Consider the following 19,642-nt stretch of genomic DNA (forward strand, 5'->3'; position numbering starts at 1 on the left):
CATAAGCCCGAATCGATTACCGGTGGTCGCCACCGCCCTGCTCGGCGGGTGCCCCCTTGTGTGCGACCACGAAGATCCGGCGGAACGGGAACGGGGTGCCGTACTCCCTGGCCGGATAGGCCTCGTCGAGCCGGGCCGCGAGGTCCTCCTTGAAGGAGTAGTGCTCGTCCACGTACAGCCGGTCGAGGATGGGCCGCAGGGCCGTGCCGGAGATCCAGTCGAGCACGGCGTTCTCGCCCTGGAGCACGTGGATGTACGTGGTCTCCCAGGCGTCGACCTGGCAGCCGCAGGAGTCCAGCAGGTCCAGGTACTCCACCGGGTCGCCCACCGGGCTGCCGCGGTCGAAGTCGCCGAGCCGGTCCGCCCAGCGGGGCGAGGCGCACACCTCGCGGATCGCCGCGTGGCTGGGCGCGTCGAAGTTCCCCGGCACCTGGAAGGCCAGCCAGCCGCCGTCGTCGAGCGCCTCCACCCAGTGTTCGAGCACGTCGCGGTGCGAGGGCACCCACTGGAGGGCGGCGTTGGAGACGATGACGTCCACCGGGCGGTCGGGCCGCCACATGGTCATGTCGGCCACCGCGAACCTCGGCGCCGCGTGCAGCTCCCGCGCCTTGGTGATCATCGCCGGGGACGAGTCGAAGCCCTCCACGGTCGCCCCGGGCCAGCGGCGGGCCAGCTCCAGCGTGAGCTCTCCGGTGCCACATCCCGCGTCCACGACGTAGTCCGGCTCGTCGGCGCCGACGCGGGCGAGCAACTCGTGGAAGGGGCGCGACCGCTCGTCGGCGAACCTTGCGTAGGTCGCGGGGTCCCAGATATCTCTCGACATAAAGATAATTGATATCGAGACACATATCTCGATGTCAAGATAGTAGACTGAATGTCATGACGCAGGATGCGCAGGACGAGGTGGACCGGCTCGTCGCGGCCTGGCGGGCCGAACGGCCCGACCTCGACGTCGAGCCCCTCCAGGTGCTCTCCCGCGTATCGAGGCTTGCCAAACACCTCGACCGGGCAAGACGTGCCGCTTTCGACGAGCACCACCTCGAACCGTGGGAGTTCGACGTGCTGACGGCGCTGCGACGTGCCGGCAAGCCGTACGAGCTGAGTCCCGGCGCGCTGCTGCGAGCCACGCTGGTCACCTCGGGCACGATGACCAACCGCATCGACCGGCTGGCGCAGGCCGGGCTCGTGGTGCGGCGGCCCGACCCGGAGGACCGGCGGGGCGTGCTCGTGTCGCTCACCCCGGCCGGGCTCGACCGGGTGGACGCGGCGTTCGCGGGGCTGCTGCGCAGGGAGCACGAGCTGCTGGCGGGGCTGAGCGCGGAGGACCAGCGGGCCCTGGCCGCCCTCCTCCGCACCCTCCTGACGCCGTTCGACTCCTGACCGCCCGGCTCGGACGGGTCAGTCGCCGAGGCGGTCGGCCAGCTCCAGCCAGGCGCCTTCGACCGCATCCTTCTGGGCGAGCACGTCGCGCAGCTCGGCGTCGAGGGAGCCGAGCCGGGCGTAGTCGCTGGCCGCGTCCGCCATCGCCGCATGCAGCTTGGCCTCCTGCTCGCCGAGCCTGTCGAGCTGACGTTCGAGGCGGTTGAGCTCCTTGCGCAGCTCCCGCTCCTCCTTGGCGGACAGCCCGCCCGGCGCCGCCTCGCCCTCGGCCGCCGCCGCCTCTCTCGCCTCTCTGGCGGGACCGTTCAGCGTGTTCTTCGCGGGGGCGCCGGAGGTGCCCGCGCCGGTCCGGGCCGTGAGGGCCAGGCCCGACGCCCGCCGCTCCAGGTACTCGTCCACGCCGCCCGGCAGCAGAGACAGCCGGCCGTCGCCCAGCAGGGCCACCGAGCGGTCGGTGACGCGCTCCAGGAAGTAGCGGTCGTGACTGACCAGGATCAGCGTGCCCGGCCAGCCGTCGAGCAGGTCCTCCAGCTCGTTCAGCGTCTCGATGTCGAGGTCGTTGGTCGGCTCGTCGAGCAGCAGCACGTTCGGGTCGTCCATGAGCAGCCGCAGCAGCTGCAGGCGCCGCCGCTCGCCGCCCGACAGGTCGCCGACGACCTTCCACTGGGCGTCGCCCTTGAACCCGAGGCGTTCAAGGAGCTGCGAGGCCGTCCACTCCTTCTTGCCGACCTGCACGTACTTGCGGATCTCCTCGACCGTCTCCAGCACGCGCCGCCCCGGGTCCAGCTCGGCCAGCTCCTGGGACAGGTGCGCCAGCCGCACCGTCTTGCCCCGCACGAGCCGGCCCGAGTCGGGCTCGACCGTGCCGGCCAGCAGGCGCAGCACCGAGGACTTGCCCGAGCCGTTCACGCCGATCAGACCGATGCGGTCACCCGGCCCGAACTGCCACGTGGTGCGGTCGAGCACCAGCGGACCGTCGCCGGGACCGCCGGCGTGGAGCGTCACGTCCTCCAGGTCGTACACGGTCTTGCCGAGCCGCGCCGTGGCGAACTTCACCAGCTCGACGCTCTCCCGCGGCGGCGGCTCGTTCGCGATCAGCGCCTGGGCGGCGTCGATGCGGAACTTCGGCTTCGACGTACGGGCGGGCGGGCCGCGCCGCAGCCAGGCGATCTCCTTGCGCATGAGATTCTGGCGGCGCTCCTCGGCGGCCTGCGCGATGCGCGCCCGCTCGGCCTTGGCCAGCACGTACGCGGCGTATCCGCCCTCGTAGCGCTCGACCCGGCCGTCCACGACCTCCCACGTACGGGTGGAAACGGCGTCGAGGAACCACCGGTCGTGCGTCACGACCACGAGCGCGCTCCTGCGGCCGGACAGGTGCGCCGCCAGCCAGGCGATCGCCTCGATGTCGAGGTGGTTGGTGGGCTCGTCGAGCATGATCAGGTCATGCTCGTCGATGAGCAGCCGGGCCAGCGCCGTACGCCGCCGCTCGCCGCCGGACAGCTCGCCCGCCTTGGCGTCGAGGTCGAGGTCGCCGATGAGGTTGGTCAGGATCTCGCGGACGGACTGGTCACCGGCCCATTCGTGCTCCGCGCGCCCGCCGAGCACGAGCTCGCGCACGGGCAGGCTCGGGTCGAGGTCGTCGCGCTGGGACAGGAACCCGACGCGCAGGCCCCGCGTGTGCGTGACACGGCCGGTGTCGGGCTGCACGTCACCGGCGATGACCGACAGCAGCGTGGTCTTGCCACCGCCGTTGCGGCCGACGACACCGATGCGCTCACCGGCCTCGACCCCGAGGGAGACGTCGGCGAGCAGCGGCTTGGGCCCGTAGGCATGGGAGACAGACTCAAGATTGACCAGATTCATGGCTACACCAGCGTATCGGCCCCAACCGCCCGGCCGAGCCCCCGCGCTGCCCGGTGAGGGCGTCAGTAGTGGCTGTTCATGGCGGTACGCACCTCGGCGAGGGTGACATCGGCCACGGCCACGGCCCGCTCGTTGCCTTCACGCAGCACCTGGCGGAGGTGGGCACGGTCCTGCGCGTACTCGGCCCGGCGGGCCCGGATCGGAGCCAGGTACTCGTTGACCGCCTCGGTCACGGTCCTCTTCAGCGCGGCCGCTCCCTCGGCGCCGATCTCGGCGGCGACCTGCTCGGGGGTCCGGCCCTGGCAGAGGGCTGCCAGCAGCAGGAGCGAGGACACCTCCGGGCGAGTGGCCGGGTCGTAGGTGATGTGCCGCTCGGAGTCCGTCTTGGCCCCCTTGATCAGGCGGGCGGTCTCGTCGGCGTCGGCGGCCAGGGTGATGGCGTTGCCCCGGCTCTTGCTCATCTTGGTGCCGTCCGTGCCGAGCAGGAGCGGCGCGTTCGACAGCAGGGCGTCAGGCTGGGGGAACACGGCGGTGCCGGCGCCGTAGCGGTCGTTGAAGCGGCGGGCGATGGTCCGGGTCAGCTCCAGGTGGGGAAGCTGGTCCCGGCCGACCGGGACCAGGTTCGCCTTGCAGAAGAGGATGTCGGCGGCCTGGTGGGCGGGGTAGGTGAACATCAGCCCGCTGACGGAGGACTGCCGCGAGTGGGCGATCTCGTCCTTGACCGTGGGGTTGCGGCTGAGCTCGGCGGTGGAGACGAGGCTGAGGAAGGGCAGCAGCAACTGGTTGAGGGCGGGGACGGCGCTGTGCGTGAAGATCGTGCTGCGTGCCGGGTCCACGCCGATGGCGAGGTAGTCCAGTACGAGCTCCTCGACGTACCCGGTCAGGTTGCTGGCCACGTCGCGGTCGGTCAGGACCTGGTAGTCCGCGATGACCACGAACATCTCCACGCCGAGGTTCTGCAGACGTACCCGGTTGTGGAGGGTGCCGAAGTAGTGGCCCAGATGCAGCTGTCCGGTGGGGCGGTCGCCGGTCAGCACCCGGAACTGCCCCGGGTCCTTGCGGATCAGCTCTTCCAGCTCCGTGCTGCGAGCCTGCGCGGCGGACACCCCGAGGGAGTCGGAGGGGAGGGTCTCGGGCTCTGCGATGGTGTTCATGAGCGTCTCCTGAGTGGGTCGGTATCGCCGTCAGGACGACGCGACCCCTGATCCAGGGAACACAGAAGGGCCGTCCGTCCGAACGGCCCTTGTCATGCGTGAGAGGCGGCCGCTCCTAGGAGGAGCGCCACCAGCTCAGACATGACGAAAGATGCATGGGCTCATCATAACGTCAGCCGGAGTGATCTCAAGGAGATCGGCGGGCTTGTCACCTCGCCCACGCGCGTCCCTGCCTGCGGCCCCGGCGTTCCGAGCCTCACGCAACTCCCACCCGCCAGGCTGGGCGCGGGCACGGGACCCGGCCGTCGCGCCTCGGACCGGGCGCGGGCGCGGGACTCGACCGTTGCGCCTCAGAGCGGGCGCGGGCCGGCGCCCCGACCTTCGGCCGTCAGACCGGGCGCGAGCCGGCGACCCGGCCGTCTCCTCAGACCGGGCGCGGGCCCGGGACCGGGCCGTGGGCGGCGAGGGCGGTGCGGCAGGTCGGGAGGGCGGTCAGCGTGTCGGCCAGGCGCTGGGCGTGGTCGGCGTCCGTGGCGAGGAAGGCGCAGGTGGGGCCCGAGCCGGAGACCAGGGCGCCCAGGGCTCCGGCCTCGCGACCGGCGTCCAGGGTCTGGCTCAGATCGGGGCGCAGGGACAGCGCGGCGGCCTGGAGGTCGTTGCCGAGCCGGGCCCCCAGCGCCTCGGCGTCGCCGGTGCGCAGCGCCGCCAGCAGCGGCTCGCTGAGCTGCGGCCACGGCACCTCCGCGCCGGACGACTCGCGCAGCCGGTCGCACTCCGCGTACACCTTGGCCGTGGACAGCCCTCCGTGCGCCACGGCGAACGCCCAGTGGAACTCACCGCCCGTCGGCGCGTCGCTCAGCCGCTCGCCCCGCCCGGTGCCGACCGCCGTTCCCCCCAGCAGCGAGAACGGCACGTCACTGCCCAGATCGGCGGCGATCTCCATGAGATCCTCGACCGGCAGGCCCAAGCCCCACAGCTCGTTGCACGCCACCAGCGCGCCCGCCGCGTCGGCACTGCCTCCGGCCATGCCACCCGCCACCGGAATGGACTTGTGGATGATCAGCTCGGCCCCGTACGTACGCCCCGCGTGCTTGGCCAGGGCGCGGGCGGCCTGGATGGCGAGGTTGCCGTCGTCGACCGGCACCTGGTCGGCCCACTCGCCTGCCACCGACACGGTGATGGAGTCGGACTCCTTGGCGACGACCTCGTCGAAGACGGACACGGCATGGAAGACGTTGACCAGGTCGTGGTAGCCGTCCTCACGCAGCGGCCCCACGGACAACTGGACGTTGACCTTCGCGGGCACCCGTACGGTCACCGAACTCATGAATCTTCTGCCACTCTCATCGCCTGCCGGGAAGGACACCCGATGGTATACGGCCCGTAGCCCTGTCACGCGGTTCTCCGGGAAGTGGCCGGGGTCATCCCTTATGAGGGTGCGGCAATACACGGTTCTGTACTGGCCTGGTCTTTTGCCACCCGAACGGCAGCGATGCCCCGCCCCGCCCGACCCGGTTACGGGGTGGACGCATCACCGGCCGTACGGCGTGGACGCCTACTGACCGTACGCGCGCACGACCTGTCCGGCTGACCACGTGAACGCCTGCCGGTCGTACGGCGTGGACACCGGTCCACCTGACGGGGCGGACGCCTGCCGGTCGTACGGCGTGGACGCCGGTCCACCTGACGGGGCGGACGCCTGCCGGTCGTACGGCGTGGACGCCGGTCCGGCTGACGGGGCGGATGCCCGTGGGAGTGACGACCCGGCACGCCGGCCAGGCCTGTGACCGTGCCATCATGTCGCTCGGATCGGTGAGGGGGCAGAGTGGACGAGACGGCCAGGGCGATGACGAACACCGCCGATGAATCCGCAGCTCCGGCCAGGGCGACCCTCGACGCGAGGGCCGTCGCCGAGGCCGGTGCGACCGTCGCGGCGAGCACCGAGGTCACGGTGGTGGAAGTGCCGCAGTGGCGTGGCTCCGGGGCGCCCACGGCCGAGCGGCTGCGCGAAGGGGCACGGCTGCTGGCCGGCATGGTGCCCGCGACCCACCGCGTACGCGTCGACGTCGATGACGACGACCTGCCGGCGACGGCGGCGCGGGTGCGGTCGGCGGTGTCGGAGGCCGGGGGGTTCGTGGTCACGGCCGGAGGCGACTGCGGGGTCGAGCTGGAAGCCGTGGCAGAGGCGCTGCGCCGGTACGGGGACCGGTTGGTGGTCGTGTGGTTCGACGCGCACGGAGACCTCAACACACCGGCCACGTCACCCTCGGGCGCCTTCCACGGCATGGTCCTCCGCGCCCTGACCGGCGAGGGCCCCACGGGCCTGGTACCGGACCGCCCGCTGGACCCACGCCGCATCGTGCTCGCCGGAGCCCGGGATCTCGACCCGGGCGAGACGGACTTCATCCGGAGCAGCGGCATCCAGCACGTCAGCGCACCGCCCCCTACCCCGGCCGGACCGATTCCCCCGGCTCCACCAACGACCGCAGCCTCGCCGACGATCCCGGCTCCCCCGACCACCGCAACCTCGCCGACAATCCCGGCTCCCCTGACCACCGGAACCTCTCCGGCGGTCTCGGCTCCCACCAATGCAACCTCTCCGGCGGTCCCGGCTCCCCCGATCACCGCAAGCTCCCCCACAGTCCCGGCCGACCTGACGACCGCAGCCTCGGCGACGGTCCCGGCTGCGCTGACAGCCCCGGAGGCGCTGACGGCGGCGATCGCGTCAGCCGTCCGCGACGAGGGCGATCGGGGTGAGCGCGCGGCCGTGTACATCCACATCGACCTGGACGTGCTCGACCCCGAGACCTTCGCCAGCGTCGGCTCGCCTGCCCCCGGCGGACTTCAGCCGGACCAGCTTCTCGCCATGGTCAGGGCGACAGCGGATCGCTTCGAGATGGCCGGGCTCGGCATCACGGAGTACGAACCCTCCCGTCCAGAGGACCAGGCGCTCCTCGTGCCTCTGGTCAAGGCGCTGGTGGAGGCGTGCGCACGCCCCTGAGGCAAGAAGTCATCACCGAACTCCAGGCCACGGACGGGGAGCCTGCTCATCATGGGCGACCCGTCCAACCCTCTTTCGCTCTGCTCCCTGCGCCTGGGCCGTCCTCGGTCACCAGCACCCCGAGGTGATCGAGGACGGATGATCTCGCCCTGCTCGGCCCGGATCGTCGCCGCGACGTCGCGTATCCCGTCACAACGGGTCGCGTATCCCGTCACAACGGCCCGCCCTCTCGGGCCAGACCGCCCCTTCAGCTGACGGGCGCGCCGAACCACTTGGGCAGGTGGCTGAGGAGATCCGTCAGATCTTCGCCGACCCACGCCACGTGGCCGTCCGGCCGCAGCAGCACGGCAGGCACGTCCAGTTCCTCGCTGACGTCGACGACGTGGTCGACCCGATCCGCCCACCCCGCCACCGAAAGCCGGCCGGTCTGGTCGAGCAGCAGCCCGCGGCCACCGTGCATCAGCTCGTAGAGGCGACCCCGCTTCAACCCCACGTCCCGCAGCCGCCGGCCGAGCAGTTCGTGCCCCTCGCCGAAGTCGTAGCGGACGCCGATCGCGGTGATCTTCTCGATCAGGTACCGGTTCACGTCCTCGAAGTCCATCAGTTCCGACATCAGCCGGCGCACTGCCTGGGGACCGGGCTCGACGGACGTCAACTCGACCATCGCGCGGGTGGTGTTGAGCACGTCGGCGGCCACCGGGTGCCGTTCGGTGTGGTAGCTGTCCAGCAGCCCCTCCGGTGCCCAGCCGCCGACCTCGGCGGCCAGTTTCCAGCCCAGGTTGAACGCGTCCTGGACGCCGAGGTTGAGCCCCTGCCCGCCGGTCGGCGGATGGACGTGCGCCGCGTCGCCGGCCAGCAGCACCCGGCCGACCCGGTAGCGCTCGGCCTGCCGGGTGGCGTCGCCGAAGCGGGAGAGCCAGCGCGGTGAGTGCACGCCGAAGTCGGTGCCGGCGATCGCCCGTACCCCCTGCTTCAGCTCATCCAGGGTCGGCGGGACCGCACGGTCCTCGGCCACCCCTTGGGCGCGCGCGAGGACGCGATACACCCCGTCCCCGAGGGGTACGGCGCCGAACCCCTTGTGGGTCTTGCCGAGTTCGGCCACCAGGGCCGCCAACTCCTCCGGCGGCATCGTCACCTCCACCTCGCCCAGCACCCACTCGACCCGGGCGGGCTCACCTGGGAAGCCGACGCCGAGCAGCTTGCGCACCGTGCTGCGGCCGCCGTCGCAGCCGACGAGATAACGCGAGCGCAGCTCCGTGCCGTCGGCCAGCTCGACGGTCACCCCGTCCTCGTCCTGGCTCAGCCGGACCACTTCGCAGCCGCGCCGGATCTCGGCGCCGAGCCCGGTGGCATGCTCGGTCAGCAGGCGCTCGGTGATGGGCTGCGGGATGCCGAGCACGTACGGATGCGCGGTGTCGAGCCGGTCCGGCCGCGGCTTGCTGATGCCGGCGAAGAAACCACTGACCGGGTACTGCTTGCCGAGCGCGAGGAACCGCTCCAGCAGGCCGCGCTGGTCCATCACCTCGATGCTGCGGGCGTGCAGGCCGAGCGCGCGGACGACCTTGGTCGGCTCCGCCTCCTTCTCCAGCACGAGCGCGTGCACGCCGTGCAATCGCAACTCGCCGGCCAGCATCACGCCGGTCGGTCCGCCGCCGACAATGATCACGTCGAACATGAACCCCCCATTGAACAAAGTCGCATTCTCGGCCACCTGCTCCGCGCAGCCCGACTGCGCGCACCTCCGACCGCGTCGCGAGTCCACCACCGGCTCGACGTCCGGCGAGCCGCGGCCGTCGACGAACGGCACGCCCGCCTACGCCGTACATCCCTGAATTTCGCAGGTGCCGGCTTCGGTGGGAGATTCTGCAGCACGACCCGGGTCTTGCCGCAAGCCCCTGGGGGCGCTATAGATTGAGAGTGGCAAGGAGTGCGGAAACTCCTTGCCTTTGTCGTCTGCCGTGGACGGACAACCCCCGCACAAGGCGGCAGCGCGCCGCGTACGGCTTCGGACGCGCCACCCGATGTCAGTCGTCGGTGTCGAGGCGGGCGTGCAGGTGCATGTCATGCCAGCCGTCGGCGTGGAGCGCCTCGCGGCGTTTCGTTCCCTCCATGGCGAAACCGGCGGCTTGCGCCACCCGGCACGACGCCATGTTGGCCGTCGAGTGGTTCAGCTCCACACGGTGGAGTCCGATCGCGACGAACGACCACGCTGTCACGGCCGACAGGGCCCGCGTGGCGATGCGACGGCCCCGCGCGGCGGGCAGCACCCAGTACGACACCTCCGCCCAACCGTCCCGGAAGTCCAGCCGGCGCAGGCTGACCTGGCCGACCACCTCCGACGCGTCCACCACGGCCCATCCCGCACCGGTCTCCTGACGCCACCGCCCGGCCCAGGAACCGATCCAGTCGTCGGCCTCGTCGGCGGTCATGGACCGGCAGTGCCAGCGCTGGATGGCCGGATCGGCGTAACCGGCGAGAACGGCGGGCCGGTCCGACCGCTGCCACGGCCGCAGCAGGATGCCGCCGGCGTCGAGCATGGGCTGCGAGAGCGTCGCCATCCTGCCCGGGGGCAACGAAGGTTCGACGAGCAAGGGCACCCGCCGATTATCGCGGGAACGACGATCGCGCGCATCGCCTGACCGAAGGAGTCCGGGAACCGAAGGCCACTTCGGATCCTTGGCATGAACCCGGCCAGGAGACTCCAAGGAGGGAGACGCCCGATCTCACGTCGGCGGCATTGGGGTGGTCAGCCGGGGCGGACGGCGCCTCGGTAGAGGGGGCGGTAGTGGGTGGACTGGAGGAAGCTGGTCCTGCGTACCACGTCTCCCGTCCTGGGGGCGTGGATCATGATGCCTTCGCCCAGGTAGAGGCCCACGTGGGTGGGGTCGCCGGCGCCGCCGCCGAAGAAGACCAGATCGCCCCTGCGCAGGTCGGCCAGGGAGACGCGACGGCCCTGGCGGAACTGGGAGCCGGTGTAGTGACCCAGCTTCACCCCCGCCTTGGACCAGGCGTAGAGGGTCAGGCCGCTGCAGTCGAAGCCCGTGGTTCCCGCGCCTCTCCCGACACCTCTGGTCGGGCCTGAGGAGGAGCCTCCGCCCCACGAGAACGGGGTGCCGAGCTGGTCGAGGGCGGCCGCCACGGCGAGATCCCCTCGGGCCTCCTTGCTGTCGGTGGGCGAGGCGCCGTCCCGCTTGCTCGCGGTGGTGGCGCCGTCCCTCTTGCTGTCTCCCCGGTGATCCGGGGCTGTGGAAGTACGGGGTTGAGGGATCGGCGTGATGATCGGCTCATCGAGAGGAGGCGGGAGGGTCAGGGAGGTGGCGGGCGGGTCTGGAGGCAGGGTCAGGGTGGGGTCGGTTGGGGCGGGCTTCGGGGAGATGGGAGGCGTGGGCGGATGGGTCTTGGGCCGCGTGGGTGGTGGGGTGGCGGTTCGTGGGTTCCGGAGGGGGCTCCAGTGGGGCCTGCCGAGGGGGTCTGTGGGTCCTGACGACCTCGGGAAGGGCTCCTGCCCGCTCTGTCCGTAGGGCTTCCACGGTGTGGTGAGTGCGGCCGCCGAGGCGTGTGAGGGGTGGCTTGAGAAGGGGGTGGTGTAGGGCCAGAGAGGCCACCAGGTGGGCCTGACGAGTGTGGACAGGGGATCTGTGAGGGTGATGCCCGCGTGGGCGAGTGCGTCCGTCAGGGGCGCGCGCCGCGCGCATGCCTGGGGAGGCAGGGCGACGATGACGCGTACCTGGCCCCTTGCGGGGCTGCCGGGACGGGCGGCGAAGAGGATCGGCTGATCGGTGCCCCCGAGGCGACCGGGTCTCCGCGACAGGCCGCCGGTGAGGTGGGCGAGGTGGCCGTCGTTCAGGAGCCGGGCGTACGTCCTGGAGAGGGTGACGGTGCCGAAGCAGGGGCCAGGGGCCGTGGCGGATGCCGGGCCGGGCAGGACCGTGAGGCCGGCGAACAGGCCGCCGCCGATCGTGAGCGAGGCGCGGCAGAGCAGGGACACGGGGTGGGGGTGCATGAGGCCTCCAGTGCCGTTGCGGGATGGAGGCCCCAGGATCGTCCGGGCGGCCGTGGGGGCGGGGAGCCGAGCGGGGTTCTGTGGAAGAGCGACCGGCCGGGGGGCGTGGCTGTGGAAAAGTGGCTGCGGAAGTGGCTGCGGTGCGCCTTACGGCTGGGGCTTGTGCTCGGCTATGCGGGCGAAGGCGTGGATGTCCAGCTGTTCGCCGCGCGCCGACGGGTCGACGCCGGCCTCCCTGAGTGCCGTCTCCGACGCCGCCGGGCTGCCCGCCCATGACGACAGAGCCGCCCGCAGGGTCTTGCGGCGCTGGGCGAACGCCGCGTCGATCACCGCGAAGACCTCCCGCCGCGTCGCGCTGGTGGGCGGTGGGTCACGCCGGACCAGCGAGACGAGGCCCGAGTCCACGTTCGGTACCGGCCAGAAGACCGTGCGGCCCACCGGCCCGGCCCTCCGGACGTCGGCGTACCAGGCGGCCTTCACCGACGGCACCCCGTACACCTTGGAACCCGGCCCCGCCGCGAGCCGGTCGGCCACCTCCGACTGGACCATGACCAGGCCCTTGGCCAGTGACGGCAGCGCCTCCAGCAGGTGCAGCACCACCGGCACCGCCACGTTGTACGGCAGGTTGGCCACCAGCGCCGTAGGAGTGTGGCCGCCCAGGTCGGCAGGGGCGACGCGCATGGCGTCGGCCGGGATCACGGTCAGCTTGTCGCCGAGGCCGCGCTCCCCCACGGTGACGGGGAGCTGGGCGGCCAGCACGGGGTCGATCTCGACGGCCACGACGTGCCGGGCCGAGGGCAGCAGCGCCAGTGTGAGCGACCCGAGGCCCGGTCCCACTTCGATCACCACGTCTTCCGGCGACAGGTCCGCTGCCCGTACGATGCGCCGGACGGTCCCCGCGTCGATGACGAAGTTCTGTCCTAGCCTTTTCGTAGGACGAAGATCGAGCTTGTCCGCCAAAATACGTATCTCTGTTGGGCCCAGCAGCCTCATCATCCAACCAGTCTCCCGCATCGAAGAACGTGCGATGGCGTACGGGGGGACCACAGGGGAGGATGGCGTGGAACAGGAAGGGACATCCCTCATGGAGCCAACGGGCGCCGCGCCGCTCCGCCCGACGGATCTGCGGGAAATCGGTCCATACCGGTTACTCGGCCGCCTCGGGGAGGGCGGCATGGGCACGGTGTTCCTGGCCCGCGCTCCTACGGGGCGGTTCGTGGCGGTCAAGGTGGTGAAGGTGGAGTTCGCCAACCAGGAGGGGTTCGCGGTCCGCTTCCACGCCGAGGTGGAGAACGCGCGCAAGGTGGCGTCGTTCTGCACCGCCCAGGTCCTCGACAACGGCAACACCGGCGACGGCCGCCCGTACATGGTGACGGAGTACATCGCGGGCACCCCCCTGTCGGCGCAGATCTCCCAGTACGGCGCGCTCGACCCCGGTCCGCTGCACGGCGTCGCGCTCGGCGTCGCGGCGGCGCTGGCCGCCATCCACGTGGCGGGGCTGGTCCACCGCGACCTCAAGCCGGCGAACGTCATCCTGTCGCTGTCCGGCCCGCGCGTGATCGACTTCGGCATCGCGCGGGCGCTGGACCGGGAGACCGGGTTCACCCTCTCCGGCGAGCTGATCGGCAGCCCGGGCTGGTGGGCTCCCGAGCAGGTACGCGGTGAGGCGATCACCCCGGCCGTGGACATCTTCGCCTGGGGCTGTCTGGTCGCCTACGCGGGCAACGGCCGTCACCCGTTCGGACGCGGTGACGTCATCACGCTGGCCTCCCGGGTGCTGCACACGACGCCGGAGCTCGGCACGCTGCCCGCCCCGCTCAACGATCTCGTACGGCAGGCGACCTCGATGGACCCCGCCCAGCGGCCCTCGGCGCAGGATCTGGTGATCGCCCTGGTCGGCGGCGCGCTGCCCGCTCCCGGCGCGACCGCCAAGGCCGCCCCGGCGGTGGACCCGCCGACGCTCGTGGCGACCGAGCTGATGAGCGAGTGGCAGGCGCCGCAGAACGTGGTGGACGAGCCCGACATCACCGCGACGTTCGCCACTCCCCCGCCCGCCGACACCCTGACGAGCCGAACGGCGGTGGAAGCCCCCACCGTGCCGCCCTCGCCCTCGCCCTCGACGCCGCACGCCGAGAGGTCGCGCAAGGAGGGGATGGGCGGGCTGTCGGAGGAGGAGCTGGCGCGGCGTGAGGAGCTGGCCGCCAGGGAGGAGCTGGCCCGCTGGGAGGCCGAGGCGCAGGCTCAGGTCGAAAGCCAGGCGCGGGCCCACGCGGAGGCCGAGGCCCAGGCCAGGGGGAAGGCCCCGGCCGAGGACAGGGGGAAGGGGCAGGAGGTCCGACAGGCCCAGGCCGGGATGGGGGCTGCGGTGGTGCTAGGGCGGGCCGCCCGGCCCGTGGAGGCGTCCGACACGACCCCGCCGCAGGATCACCACGGGCGGCGTCCGCGTGGCACCCGGTGGCTCATCGCCGCGGCCGCCGCCGTGCTGGCCATCGCCGTCACCGCCGCCGTCCTCATCGTCACCTCCGGCCGCAACGTCGCCTCCCCCACCCGGACGCGCACCGCCTCCCCCGCGGCGCAACGGGAGCCGGGCGACCTCGGCCGCAGATTCGCGCTGGGCACGGCTTTCGACGATCCGGTGCTGGTGGTCGCCACGTCGCCGACGTGCGGGCTGAAGGAGTACGAGGGCACGCGGCAGACCCAGGGGCAGCTCTGCGTGGTGCGCTGGTCGATGATCAACCCGGGCGGTGCGCCGCGGGAGATCGGCAACCCCGCCGTGTCGATCCTGGACGACAAGGGCGGCCGGCACGACCCGGTGCCGGTCCGGCTTCCTGACGTGATCGCGCCGGGTGGCCGGCTGGACCGGGCCTACGTCTTCGACCTGCCGCTCTACCGCACGCCCGTCCGGCTCACGGCGACCCTGCTCAATGGCGGCCGCCAGGTGGAGGTCAGGCTGTGATGATCCTGCGGGCGACGGTCGCCCTGGCGGTCGCGCTGTCCGCGACGGCCCCTCACACGACCACGCTGTCCACCCGGACACGGGCAGTCGCCTGTACGAGTCCGAGTGACTTCGACGGTGACGGCGTGGACGACGTGGCCGTGGGTGACCCGTTCGCCGATGACGACAAGGGCGCCGTTCAGGTCGTCTCCGGGCAGAAGGTCGTGCCCGTCCCGGTGCCCGGCCTGGCGCGTGGTGACGGGTTCGGCTGGTCGGTGCGGCTGGCCAAGGTCAACGCCGACTCGTGCGCGGACCTGGTCGTCGGCGCGCCGTTCACGGACGTGCGCGGCGGCGAGGACGCCGGCGCCGCCTACGTCGTGTACGGCGGTGGCGCGGCGCCGCCCAGGCAGCTCACCGCGTCCGAGCCGCAGCGTGACGCCCACTTCGGCTGGTCCGTGGCCGGCAAGGGCGACCTGGTGGCGATCGGCGCCCCTTACGAGGACGAGGCGCGGGTGACCGACACGGGCGCCGTCTACGTGACCAAGGGCGAAGGCCGGCCGCGCCGGATCAGCCAGGAGTCGCCGGAGGTCCCGGGCAACGGCGAGGTGGGCGACCAGTTCGGCTGGTCGCTGGCCTTCGGGGCGGGCGACCAGCTGATCGTCGGCGTGCCGTACGAGAACGACGACGGCGCGGGCCGGCAGGTCGGCTCAGGCAAGATCGACTCGGGCTCGGTCGTGGCCATCGCCGACCCGCTCGCGCCCGGCCTGTCGGGCGTGAAGATCGACTCGCCCTCCGACGCCGACGGCGACAGGTACGGCTACGCGGTGGCGTACGCCGAGGGCGTGGGCCTCGCGGTGGGCGCGCCCGGAGCCGGCTACGTGCAGCTCCTCAACCCCAAGCTCACCCCCCTCAGGACCGTACGGCAGGACGGCAAGCAGGCGTTCGGCTTCGCCCTGGCCGCCTCCGCCGACGGCCGGCTGGCCGTCGGCGCCCCGTACGGCGGCGGCGTCCGCGTGATGCCGTTCAAGAACCCGGGAGAAGATCGCGTGCTGCCCGGCACGGGCGACGATCTGATGGGCTACGCCGTGGCCTTCGCCGGCAACAAGCTGTTCGTGGGCCGCCCGGACGCCGCGCCGTACGGGAAGGTCGCGGTGACCGGCCGCAACGCCGAGGACCCGCAGGAGGTGCGGCCCCTCAAGGGGGCCGACTTCGGGATGTCGCTCGGGAGCTAGGCCGAAGCCAGGTCCGAGCAGATTCGAGCCGGATTCGAGCCAGGTCACCATGCGCCGAAGACGGCGACGCCGTTGGCGCTGATGGCCTCGCACAGCGAGCCCGGGTCGACGCCCCTGACCTCCGCCAGGCAGCGCAGCGTCAGCGGAATCAGGTAGGGCGCGTTGGGCTTGCCGCGGTGCGGCACCGGCGGCAGGTAGGGGGCGTCGGTCTCGACGAGCATCAGCTCCACCGGCGCCACCCGGGCCGCCTCACGCAGGTAACCGGCGTTCTTGTACGTGACGGGCCCGGAGAACGACATGTGGTAGCCCGCCGCCGCGCACTCCGCGGCCATCTCGGCGTCGCCCGAGAAGCTGTGGAACACCACGACCGGCGGCGCCCCCTCCTCGGCCAGCACCTTCAGCACGTCGCCGTGCGCCTCGCGGTCGTGGATGACCAGCGCCTTGCCGGTGCGCTTGGCGATCTCGATGTGCGCCCGGAAGGAGGCGTGCTGGTCGTCGCGGCTCGCCCAGTCACGGAAGTAGTCGAGCCCGGTCTCGCCGACCGCGCGCACCTCCGGCCGCCCGGCCAGCGCCTCGATCTCGGCCAGCGCCTCGGGGGTGGCGGCGTGCGCCTCGTTGGGGTGGATCGCCACCCCGGCGTGGACGTCGGCGTGGGCCGCGGCCACCTCGGCGTTCCACCGGGAGGACGGCAGGTCGTAGCCGATCGTGACGAGCCGGGTCACCCCGACGGCGCGGGCGTCGTCGAGGATGCCGCTCACGGTGGCCGACGCGGCCTGCGCCGCCTGGGCGACCGGGTCGCCCGAGGACGCCTGCCGGTCGCCCACCATGATGTCGAGGTGACAGTGACTGTCGAACACCGGAGCGGGCAGCGGCTCCGGTGCGGCGGGCGGCGTGCTCACCGTCACTGGCCCAGCCGGGCCAGCTCCTCGTCGACCACCTTCGGGTCGAGCTTCTTGAACAGCGGCACCGGCGGCGCCAGCGGGACGCCCGGCTTGATCGGCTGGTGCTCCCAGCGGGCCGCGCCGTCGTAGTCGCCGGTGATCACCGGGTACGGGGCGCCGCCGTCCTCGTCGACCTCACGGATCTCCGGCATGCCGGACCACACGCCCTCGCCGCCGAGCATGGCGTGGACCTTGTTGGACGAGCCGGGCAGGAACGGCGTCAGCATGGTCTTGGCGTCGTCGACGACCTGGAGGGCGACGTGCAGGATCGACTTCTGCCGCTCCGGGTCGTCCTTGAGCTTCCACGGCTCCTGCTCGGCGAGGTAGCGGTTGGCGTCGCGGACCACGTCGAGGGCCTCGGTGATGGCGTTCTTGAACCGGGAGCGGTTGAGCTCGGCGCCCACGGGGCCGAACGCCTCGCGCGAGCGCTGCAGCAGCCGCCGGTCGGCGTCGGTGAGGTCGCCGGCCTCGGGCACCTGGCCGAAGTTCTTGGCGGCCATCGAGATCGACCGGTTGACGAGGTTGCCCCAGGCGGCGACGAGCTCGCCGTTGTTGCGGTTGACGAACTCCTGCCAGGTGAAGTCGGTGTCCTGGCTCTCCGGGCCCGCCACGGCGATGTAGTAGCGCAGGGCGTCGGCGTCGTAGCGCTCCAGGAAGTCGCGCACGTAGATGACGACCTGGCGCGAGGAGGAGAACTTGCGCCCCTCCATGGTCAAGAACTCGCTGGACACCACTTCGGACGGCACGTCGAGCGTGCCCAGCGACCCGGGCTTGCCGTCGCGGGCGCCCTGGCCGTTGTAGCCGAACAGCATCGCCGGCCAGATCTCGGCGTGGAAGACGATGTTGTCCTTGCCCATGAAGTAGTAGCCGCGGGCGTCGGGGTTCTGCCACCACTGGCGCCACGCCTCGGGGTCGCCGGAGCGCCTGGCCCACTCGATCGAGGCGGACAGGTAGCCGACGACCGCGTCGAACCACACGTACAGCCGCTTGTTGGGCTGGTCGCGCCAGCCGTCGAGCGGGATGGGCACGCCCCAGTCGAGGTCGCGGCTGATCGCCCGCGGCTGGAGGTCGCCGAGCAGGTTGAGGGCGAACTTCAGCACGTTGGGCCGCCACTCGCCCTGCTTGGCCTGCAGGTAGGAGCCGAGCACCTCGGCGAAGGCGGGCAGGTCGAGCATGAAGTGCTCGGTCTCGGTGAAGACCGGGGTCTCGCCGTTGATGCGGCTCTTGGGGTTGATGAGCTGGATCGGGTCGAGCTGGTTGCCGCAGTTGTCGCACTGGTCGCCGCGCGCGCCGTCATAGCCGCAGATGGGGCAGGTGCCCTCGATGTAGCGGTCGGGCAGGGTGCGCCCGGTGGTCGGCGAGATCGCCCCCATCGTGGTCTTGGGGAAGATGTAGCCGTTGTCGTACAGGCCCTTGAAGATCTCCTGCGCGATCGCGTAGTGGTTGCGGGTGGAGGTGCGCGTGAACAGGTCGTAGGACAGGCCCAGCCCGGTGAGGTCCTCGGCGATGACGCGGTTGTAGCGGTCGGCGAGCTCCTTGGCGCTCACGCCCTCCTTGTCGGCCTGGACCTGGATGGGCGTGCCGTGCTCGTCGGTGCCGGAGACCATCAGCACCTTGTTGCCCGCCATCCGCTGGTAGCGGCTGAAGACGTCGGACGGCACGCCGAATCCGGAGACGTGCCCGATGTGGCGAGGTCCGTTAGCGTACGGCCACGCGACGGCGGTCAAGATGTGCTGGGACATGGTTCCAAGACTACGGGTCGGGGGCGGGCGGCTCGAACCGATTCCCGCCCCTCGGGTCAGCGGGTGGTGGTGTCCTCGCGCGGCGCCGCCTCGGCCGGCTTGTCCGCGGCCTGCTCGACGGTCTTCTCCACGGCCTTCCCGGCCTTCTCGGCCTGCTCGCGGGACACGGCCTCGGCGGCCTCCTCGGCGGCCTTGGCGGCCACGTCGACGGGGGTCTCGCGGGTACGGCGGATGCCGAGGATGCTGACGAACAGCGCGGCGAAGATGGTCTGGAAGCTCATGATGAGCGCCGTCGCCGAGGGCACGACGATGCGCAGCGACTCGCGCGGGTCGAGCTCGCCGAAGCTGCGGACCTGCCAGTGCACCAGCGACATCACCAGGCCGACGAGGCCGGCCAGGGCGAGCACGCCGCCGACGACCAGGCCCTTCTCCAGGCTGACGATGTCGATGAGCTTGCGGATGCGGGGCGACTCCGGCAGGAATCCCTCCTCGGCCGCGTAGACCTTGGTGAACACGGCGAACAGGACCGCCTGGAACCCGATCACCACCGCCGCCGACGCGCCGACCAGGGTGTCGATGTCGAAGGCCAGCTCGCCGATCTCCACCGGGCCGAAGGTCAGCGCGGTGCCGGCGACCAGGCCGATCGCCATCATGACGAGGCCGGGGTAGAAGAACAGCCACTTGGGGCTGTAGAGCAGCAGGAACCGCAGGTGACGCCAGCCGTCGCGCCAGGAGCGCAGGTGCGGCGGGCGGGAGCGGCCGTCGGGCGACAGCGTGGTGGGCACCTCGCGCACGTCCAGGCCGGACAGCGTGGAGCGGACCACCATCTCGGAGGCGAACTCCATGCCGCCGGTCTGCAGCTGCAGGCGCAGGATCGAGTCGCGCCGGAAGCCGCGCAGGCCGCAGTGGAAGTCGCCGATGGCCGAGGGGAAGAACAGCCGGCCGACGAACGACAGCACCGGGTTGCCCAGGTAGCGGTGGAGCGGGGGCATGGCGCCGGGCGAGATGCCGCCCTTGAACCGGTTGCCCATCACCAGGTCGGCTCCGTCGCGGAGCTGCTCCACGAACGGCAGCAACGCGGTGAAGTCATAGGAGTCGTCGGCGTCGCCCATGATGACGTACTTGCCGCGGGCGGCCCGGATGCCGCCCATGAGGGCGTTGCCGTAGCCCTTCTCGTCGACGTGGACCACGCGGGCGCCGGCGTCTCGGGCGAGTTGCTGGGAGCCGTCCGTGCTGCCGTTGTCGGCGATCAGCACCTCGCCCTCGATGCCGTGCTCCTCCATGCACGCCAAAGCCTTGCGCACACAGACTTCCACGGTCTCGGCCTCGTTGAGGCAGGGCATGACCACCGTCAGTTCCACGTCTCAACCCTTCAGTTAGGACACTTCAGG

15 protein-coding genes are annotated in these 19,642 nt (G+C 71.7%); 4 read left to right on the forward strand and 11 right to left on the reverse strand.

The features are described 5' to 3' along the window. Positions 1-16: 16 nt before the first annotated feature. Positions 17-823 carry a trans-aconitate 2-methyltransferase gene (locus ACIBG4_RS15550; RefSeq protein WP_397202326.1) on the reverse strand — a complete coding sequence of 269 codons (807 nt, stop codon included), beginning with the start codon at positions 821-823 and terminating at the stop codon, positions 17-19. Positions 824-879: 56 nt separating this feature from the next. On the opposite strand from ACIBG4_RS15550, the gene ACIBG4_RS15555 reads away from it, so the two are divergent. Then, positions 880-1,380 carry a MarR family transcriptional regulator gene (locus ACIBG4_RS15555; protein ID WP_310709646.1) on the forward strand — a complete coding sequence of 167 codons (501 nt, stop codon included), beginning with the start codon at positions 880-882 and terminating at the stop codon, positions 1,378-1,380. 18 nt (positions 1,381-1,398) lie between these two features. On the opposite strand, the gene ACIBG4_RS15560 is transcribed toward ACIBG4_RS15555, so the two are convergent. The 3 genes from ACIBG4_RS15560 to ACIBG4_RS15570 form a co-directional block, all read right to left on the reverse strand. Beyond that, a complete protein-coding gene (locus ACIBG4_RS15560) occupies positions 1,399-3,243 on the reverse strand; it encodes an ABC-F family ATP-binding cassette domain-containing protein (RefSeq protein ID WP_397202327.1) in 1,845 nt (614 codons plus the stop codon). A 62-nt stretch (positions 3,244-3,305) separates the two neighbouring features. After that, positions 3,306-4,397 carry a tryptophan--tRNA ligase gene (trpS, locus tag ACIBG4_RS15565; RefSeq protein ID WP_397202328.1) on the reverse strand — a complete coding sequence of 364 codons (1,092 nt, stop codon included), beginning with the start codon at positions 4,395-4,397 and terminating at the stop codon, positions 3,306-3,308. 424 nt (positions 4,398-4,821) lie between these two features. Continuing rightward, on the reverse strand, positions 4,822-5,724 hold the full coding sequence (locus tag ACIBG4_RS15570) for a 4-(cytidine 5'-diphospho)-2-C-methyl-D-erythritol kinase (RefSeq protein ID WP_355447685.1): 903 nt from the start codon (positions 5,722-5,724) through the stop codon (positions 4,822-4,824). A 498-nt stretch (positions 5,725-6,222) separates the two neighbouring features. On the opposite strand from ACIBG4_RS15570, the gene ACIBG4_RS15575 reads away from it, so the two are divergent. Continuing rightward, entirely contained in the window at positions 6,223-7,398 is a 1,176-nt protein-coding gene (locus tag ACIBG4_RS15575) for an arginase family protein (RefSeq protein ID WP_397202329.1), read from the forward strand. A gap of 247 nt (positions 7,399-7,645) precedes the next feature. On the opposite strand, the gene rox is transcribed toward ACIBG4_RS15575, so the two are convergent. From rox to rsmA, 4 genes are all read right to left on the reverse strand, one after another. After that, positions 7,646-9,073 (reverse strand): rifampin monooxygenase, encoded by a 1,428-nt coding sequence (gene rox, locus ACIBG4_RS15580; protein WP_397202330.1) that lies wholly within the window; start codon positions 9,071-9,073, stop codon positions 7,646-7,648. 349 nt (positions 9,074-9,422) lie between these two features. Further along, entirely contained in the window at positions 9,423-9,995 is a 573-nt protein-coding gene (locus tag ACIBG4_RS15585) for a GNAT family N-acetyltransferase (protein ID WP_397202331.1), read from the reverse strand. 149 nt (positions 9,996-10,144) lie between these two features. Then, complete coding sequence (locus ACIBG4_RS15590; RefSeq protein WP_397202332.1) at positions 10,145-10,537, reverse strand: C40 family peptidase; 393 nt, start codon at positions 10,535-10,537, stop codon at positions 10,145-10,147. A gap of 1,011 nt (positions 10,538-11,548) precedes the next feature. Beyond that, entirely contained in the window at positions 11,549-12,415 is an 867-nt protein-coding gene (gene rsmA, locus ACIBG4_RS15595) for a 16S rRNA (adenine(1518)-N(6)/adenine(1519)-N(6))-dimethyltransferase RsmA (RefSeq protein ID WP_310709638.1), read from the reverse strand. 70 nt (positions 12,416-12,485) lie between these two features. Here rsmA and ACIBG4_RS15600 point away from each other — a divergent pair, with 70 nt between their 5' ends. Together ACIBG4_RS15600 and ACIBG4_RS15605 are read left to right on the forward strand one after the other, a co-directional pair. Next, a complete protein-coding gene (locus ACIBG4_RS15600) occupies positions 12,486-14,357 on the forward strand; it encodes a serine/threonine-protein kinase (RefSeq protein ID WP_397202333.1) in 1,872 nt (623 codons plus the stop codon). Beyond that, entirely contained in the window at positions 14,357-15,568 is a 1,212-nt protein-coding gene (locus tag ACIBG4_RS15605; RefSeq protein ID WP_397202503.1) for a hypothetical protein, read from the forward strand. Before ACIBG4_RS15600 ends, ACIBG4_RS15605 begins: the two co-directional genes overlap by 1 nt. Before the next feature lie 44 nt (positions 15,569-15,612). Here the strand turns inward: ACIBG4_RS15605 and ACIBG4_RS15610 are convergent, their stop codons facing one another. From ACIBG4_RS15610 to ACIBG4_RS15620, 3 genes are read right to left on the reverse strand one after another with little or no spacing between them, the layout of a single operon-like run. Further along, positions 15,613-16,467, reverse strand: coding sequence for a TatD family hydrolase (locus ACIBG4_RS15610; protein ID WP_397202504.1), 855 nt, complete (start codon positions 16,465-16,467; stop codon positions 15,613-15,615). Positions 16,468-16,469: 2 nt separating this feature from the next. Then, on the reverse strand, positions 16,470-18,251 hold the full coding sequence (gene metG, locus ACIBG4_RS15615; protein ID WP_397202334.1) for a methionine--tRNA ligase: 1,782 nt from the start codon (positions 18,249-18,251) through the stop codon (positions 16,470-16,472). A gap of 56 nt (positions 18,252-18,307) precedes the next feature. Continuing rightward, a complete protein-coding gene (locus ACIBG4_RS15620) occupies positions 18,308-19,612 on the reverse strand; it encodes a glycosyltransferase family 2 protein (protein WP_397202335.1) in 1,305 nt (434 codons plus the stop codon). Between the last annotated feature and the right edge of the window lie 30 nt (positions 19,613-19,642).

Source organism: Nonomuraea sp. NPDC050383 (genome assembly GCF_044459125.1).
Classification (GTDB): Bacteria; Actinomycetota; Actinomycetes; order Streptosporangiales; family Streptosporangiaceae; genus Nonomuraea.

Coding starts and splice junctions, on each gene's coding strand:
- metG (WP_397202334.1), bottom strand. CDS start 18,251: ATGTCCCAGCACATCTTGACCGCCGTCGCGTGGCCGTACGCTAACGGA.
- ACIBG4_RS15560 (WP_397202327.1), bottom strand. CDS start 3,243: ATGAATCTGGTCAATCTTGAGTCTGTCTCCCATGCCTACGGGCCCAAG.
- ACIBG4_RS15570 (WP_355447685.1), bottom strand. CDS start 5,724: ATGAGTTCGGTGACCGTACGGGTGCCCGCGAAGGTCAACGTCCAGTTG.
- ACIBG4_RS15550 (WP_397202326.1), bottom strand. CDS start 823: ATGTCGAGAGATATCTGGGACCCCGCGACCTACGCAAGGTTCGCCGAC.
- rsmA (WP_310709638.1), bottom strand. CDS start 12,415: ATGCGGGAGACTGGTTGGATGATGAGGCTGCTGGGCCCAACAGAGATA.
- rox (WP_397202330.1), bottom strand. CDS start 9,073: ATGTTCGACGTGATCATTGTCGGCGGCGGACCGACCGGCGTGATGCTG.
- ACIBG4_RS15605 (WP_397202503.1), top strand. CDS start 14,357: ATGATCCTGCGGGCGACGGTCGCCCTGGCGGTCGCGCTGTCCGCGACG.
- trpS (WP_397202328.1), bottom strand. CDS start 4,397: ATGAACACCATCGCAGAGCCCGAGACCCTCCCCTCCGACTCCCTCGGG.
- ACIBG4_RS15555 (WP_310709646.1), top strand. CDS start 880: ATGACGCAGGATGCGCAGGACGAGGTGGACCGGCTCGTCGCGGCCTGG.
- ACIBG4_RS15600 (WP_397202333.1), top strand. CDS start 12,486: ATGGAGCCAACGGGCGCCGCGCCGCTCCGCCCGACGGATCTGCGGGAA.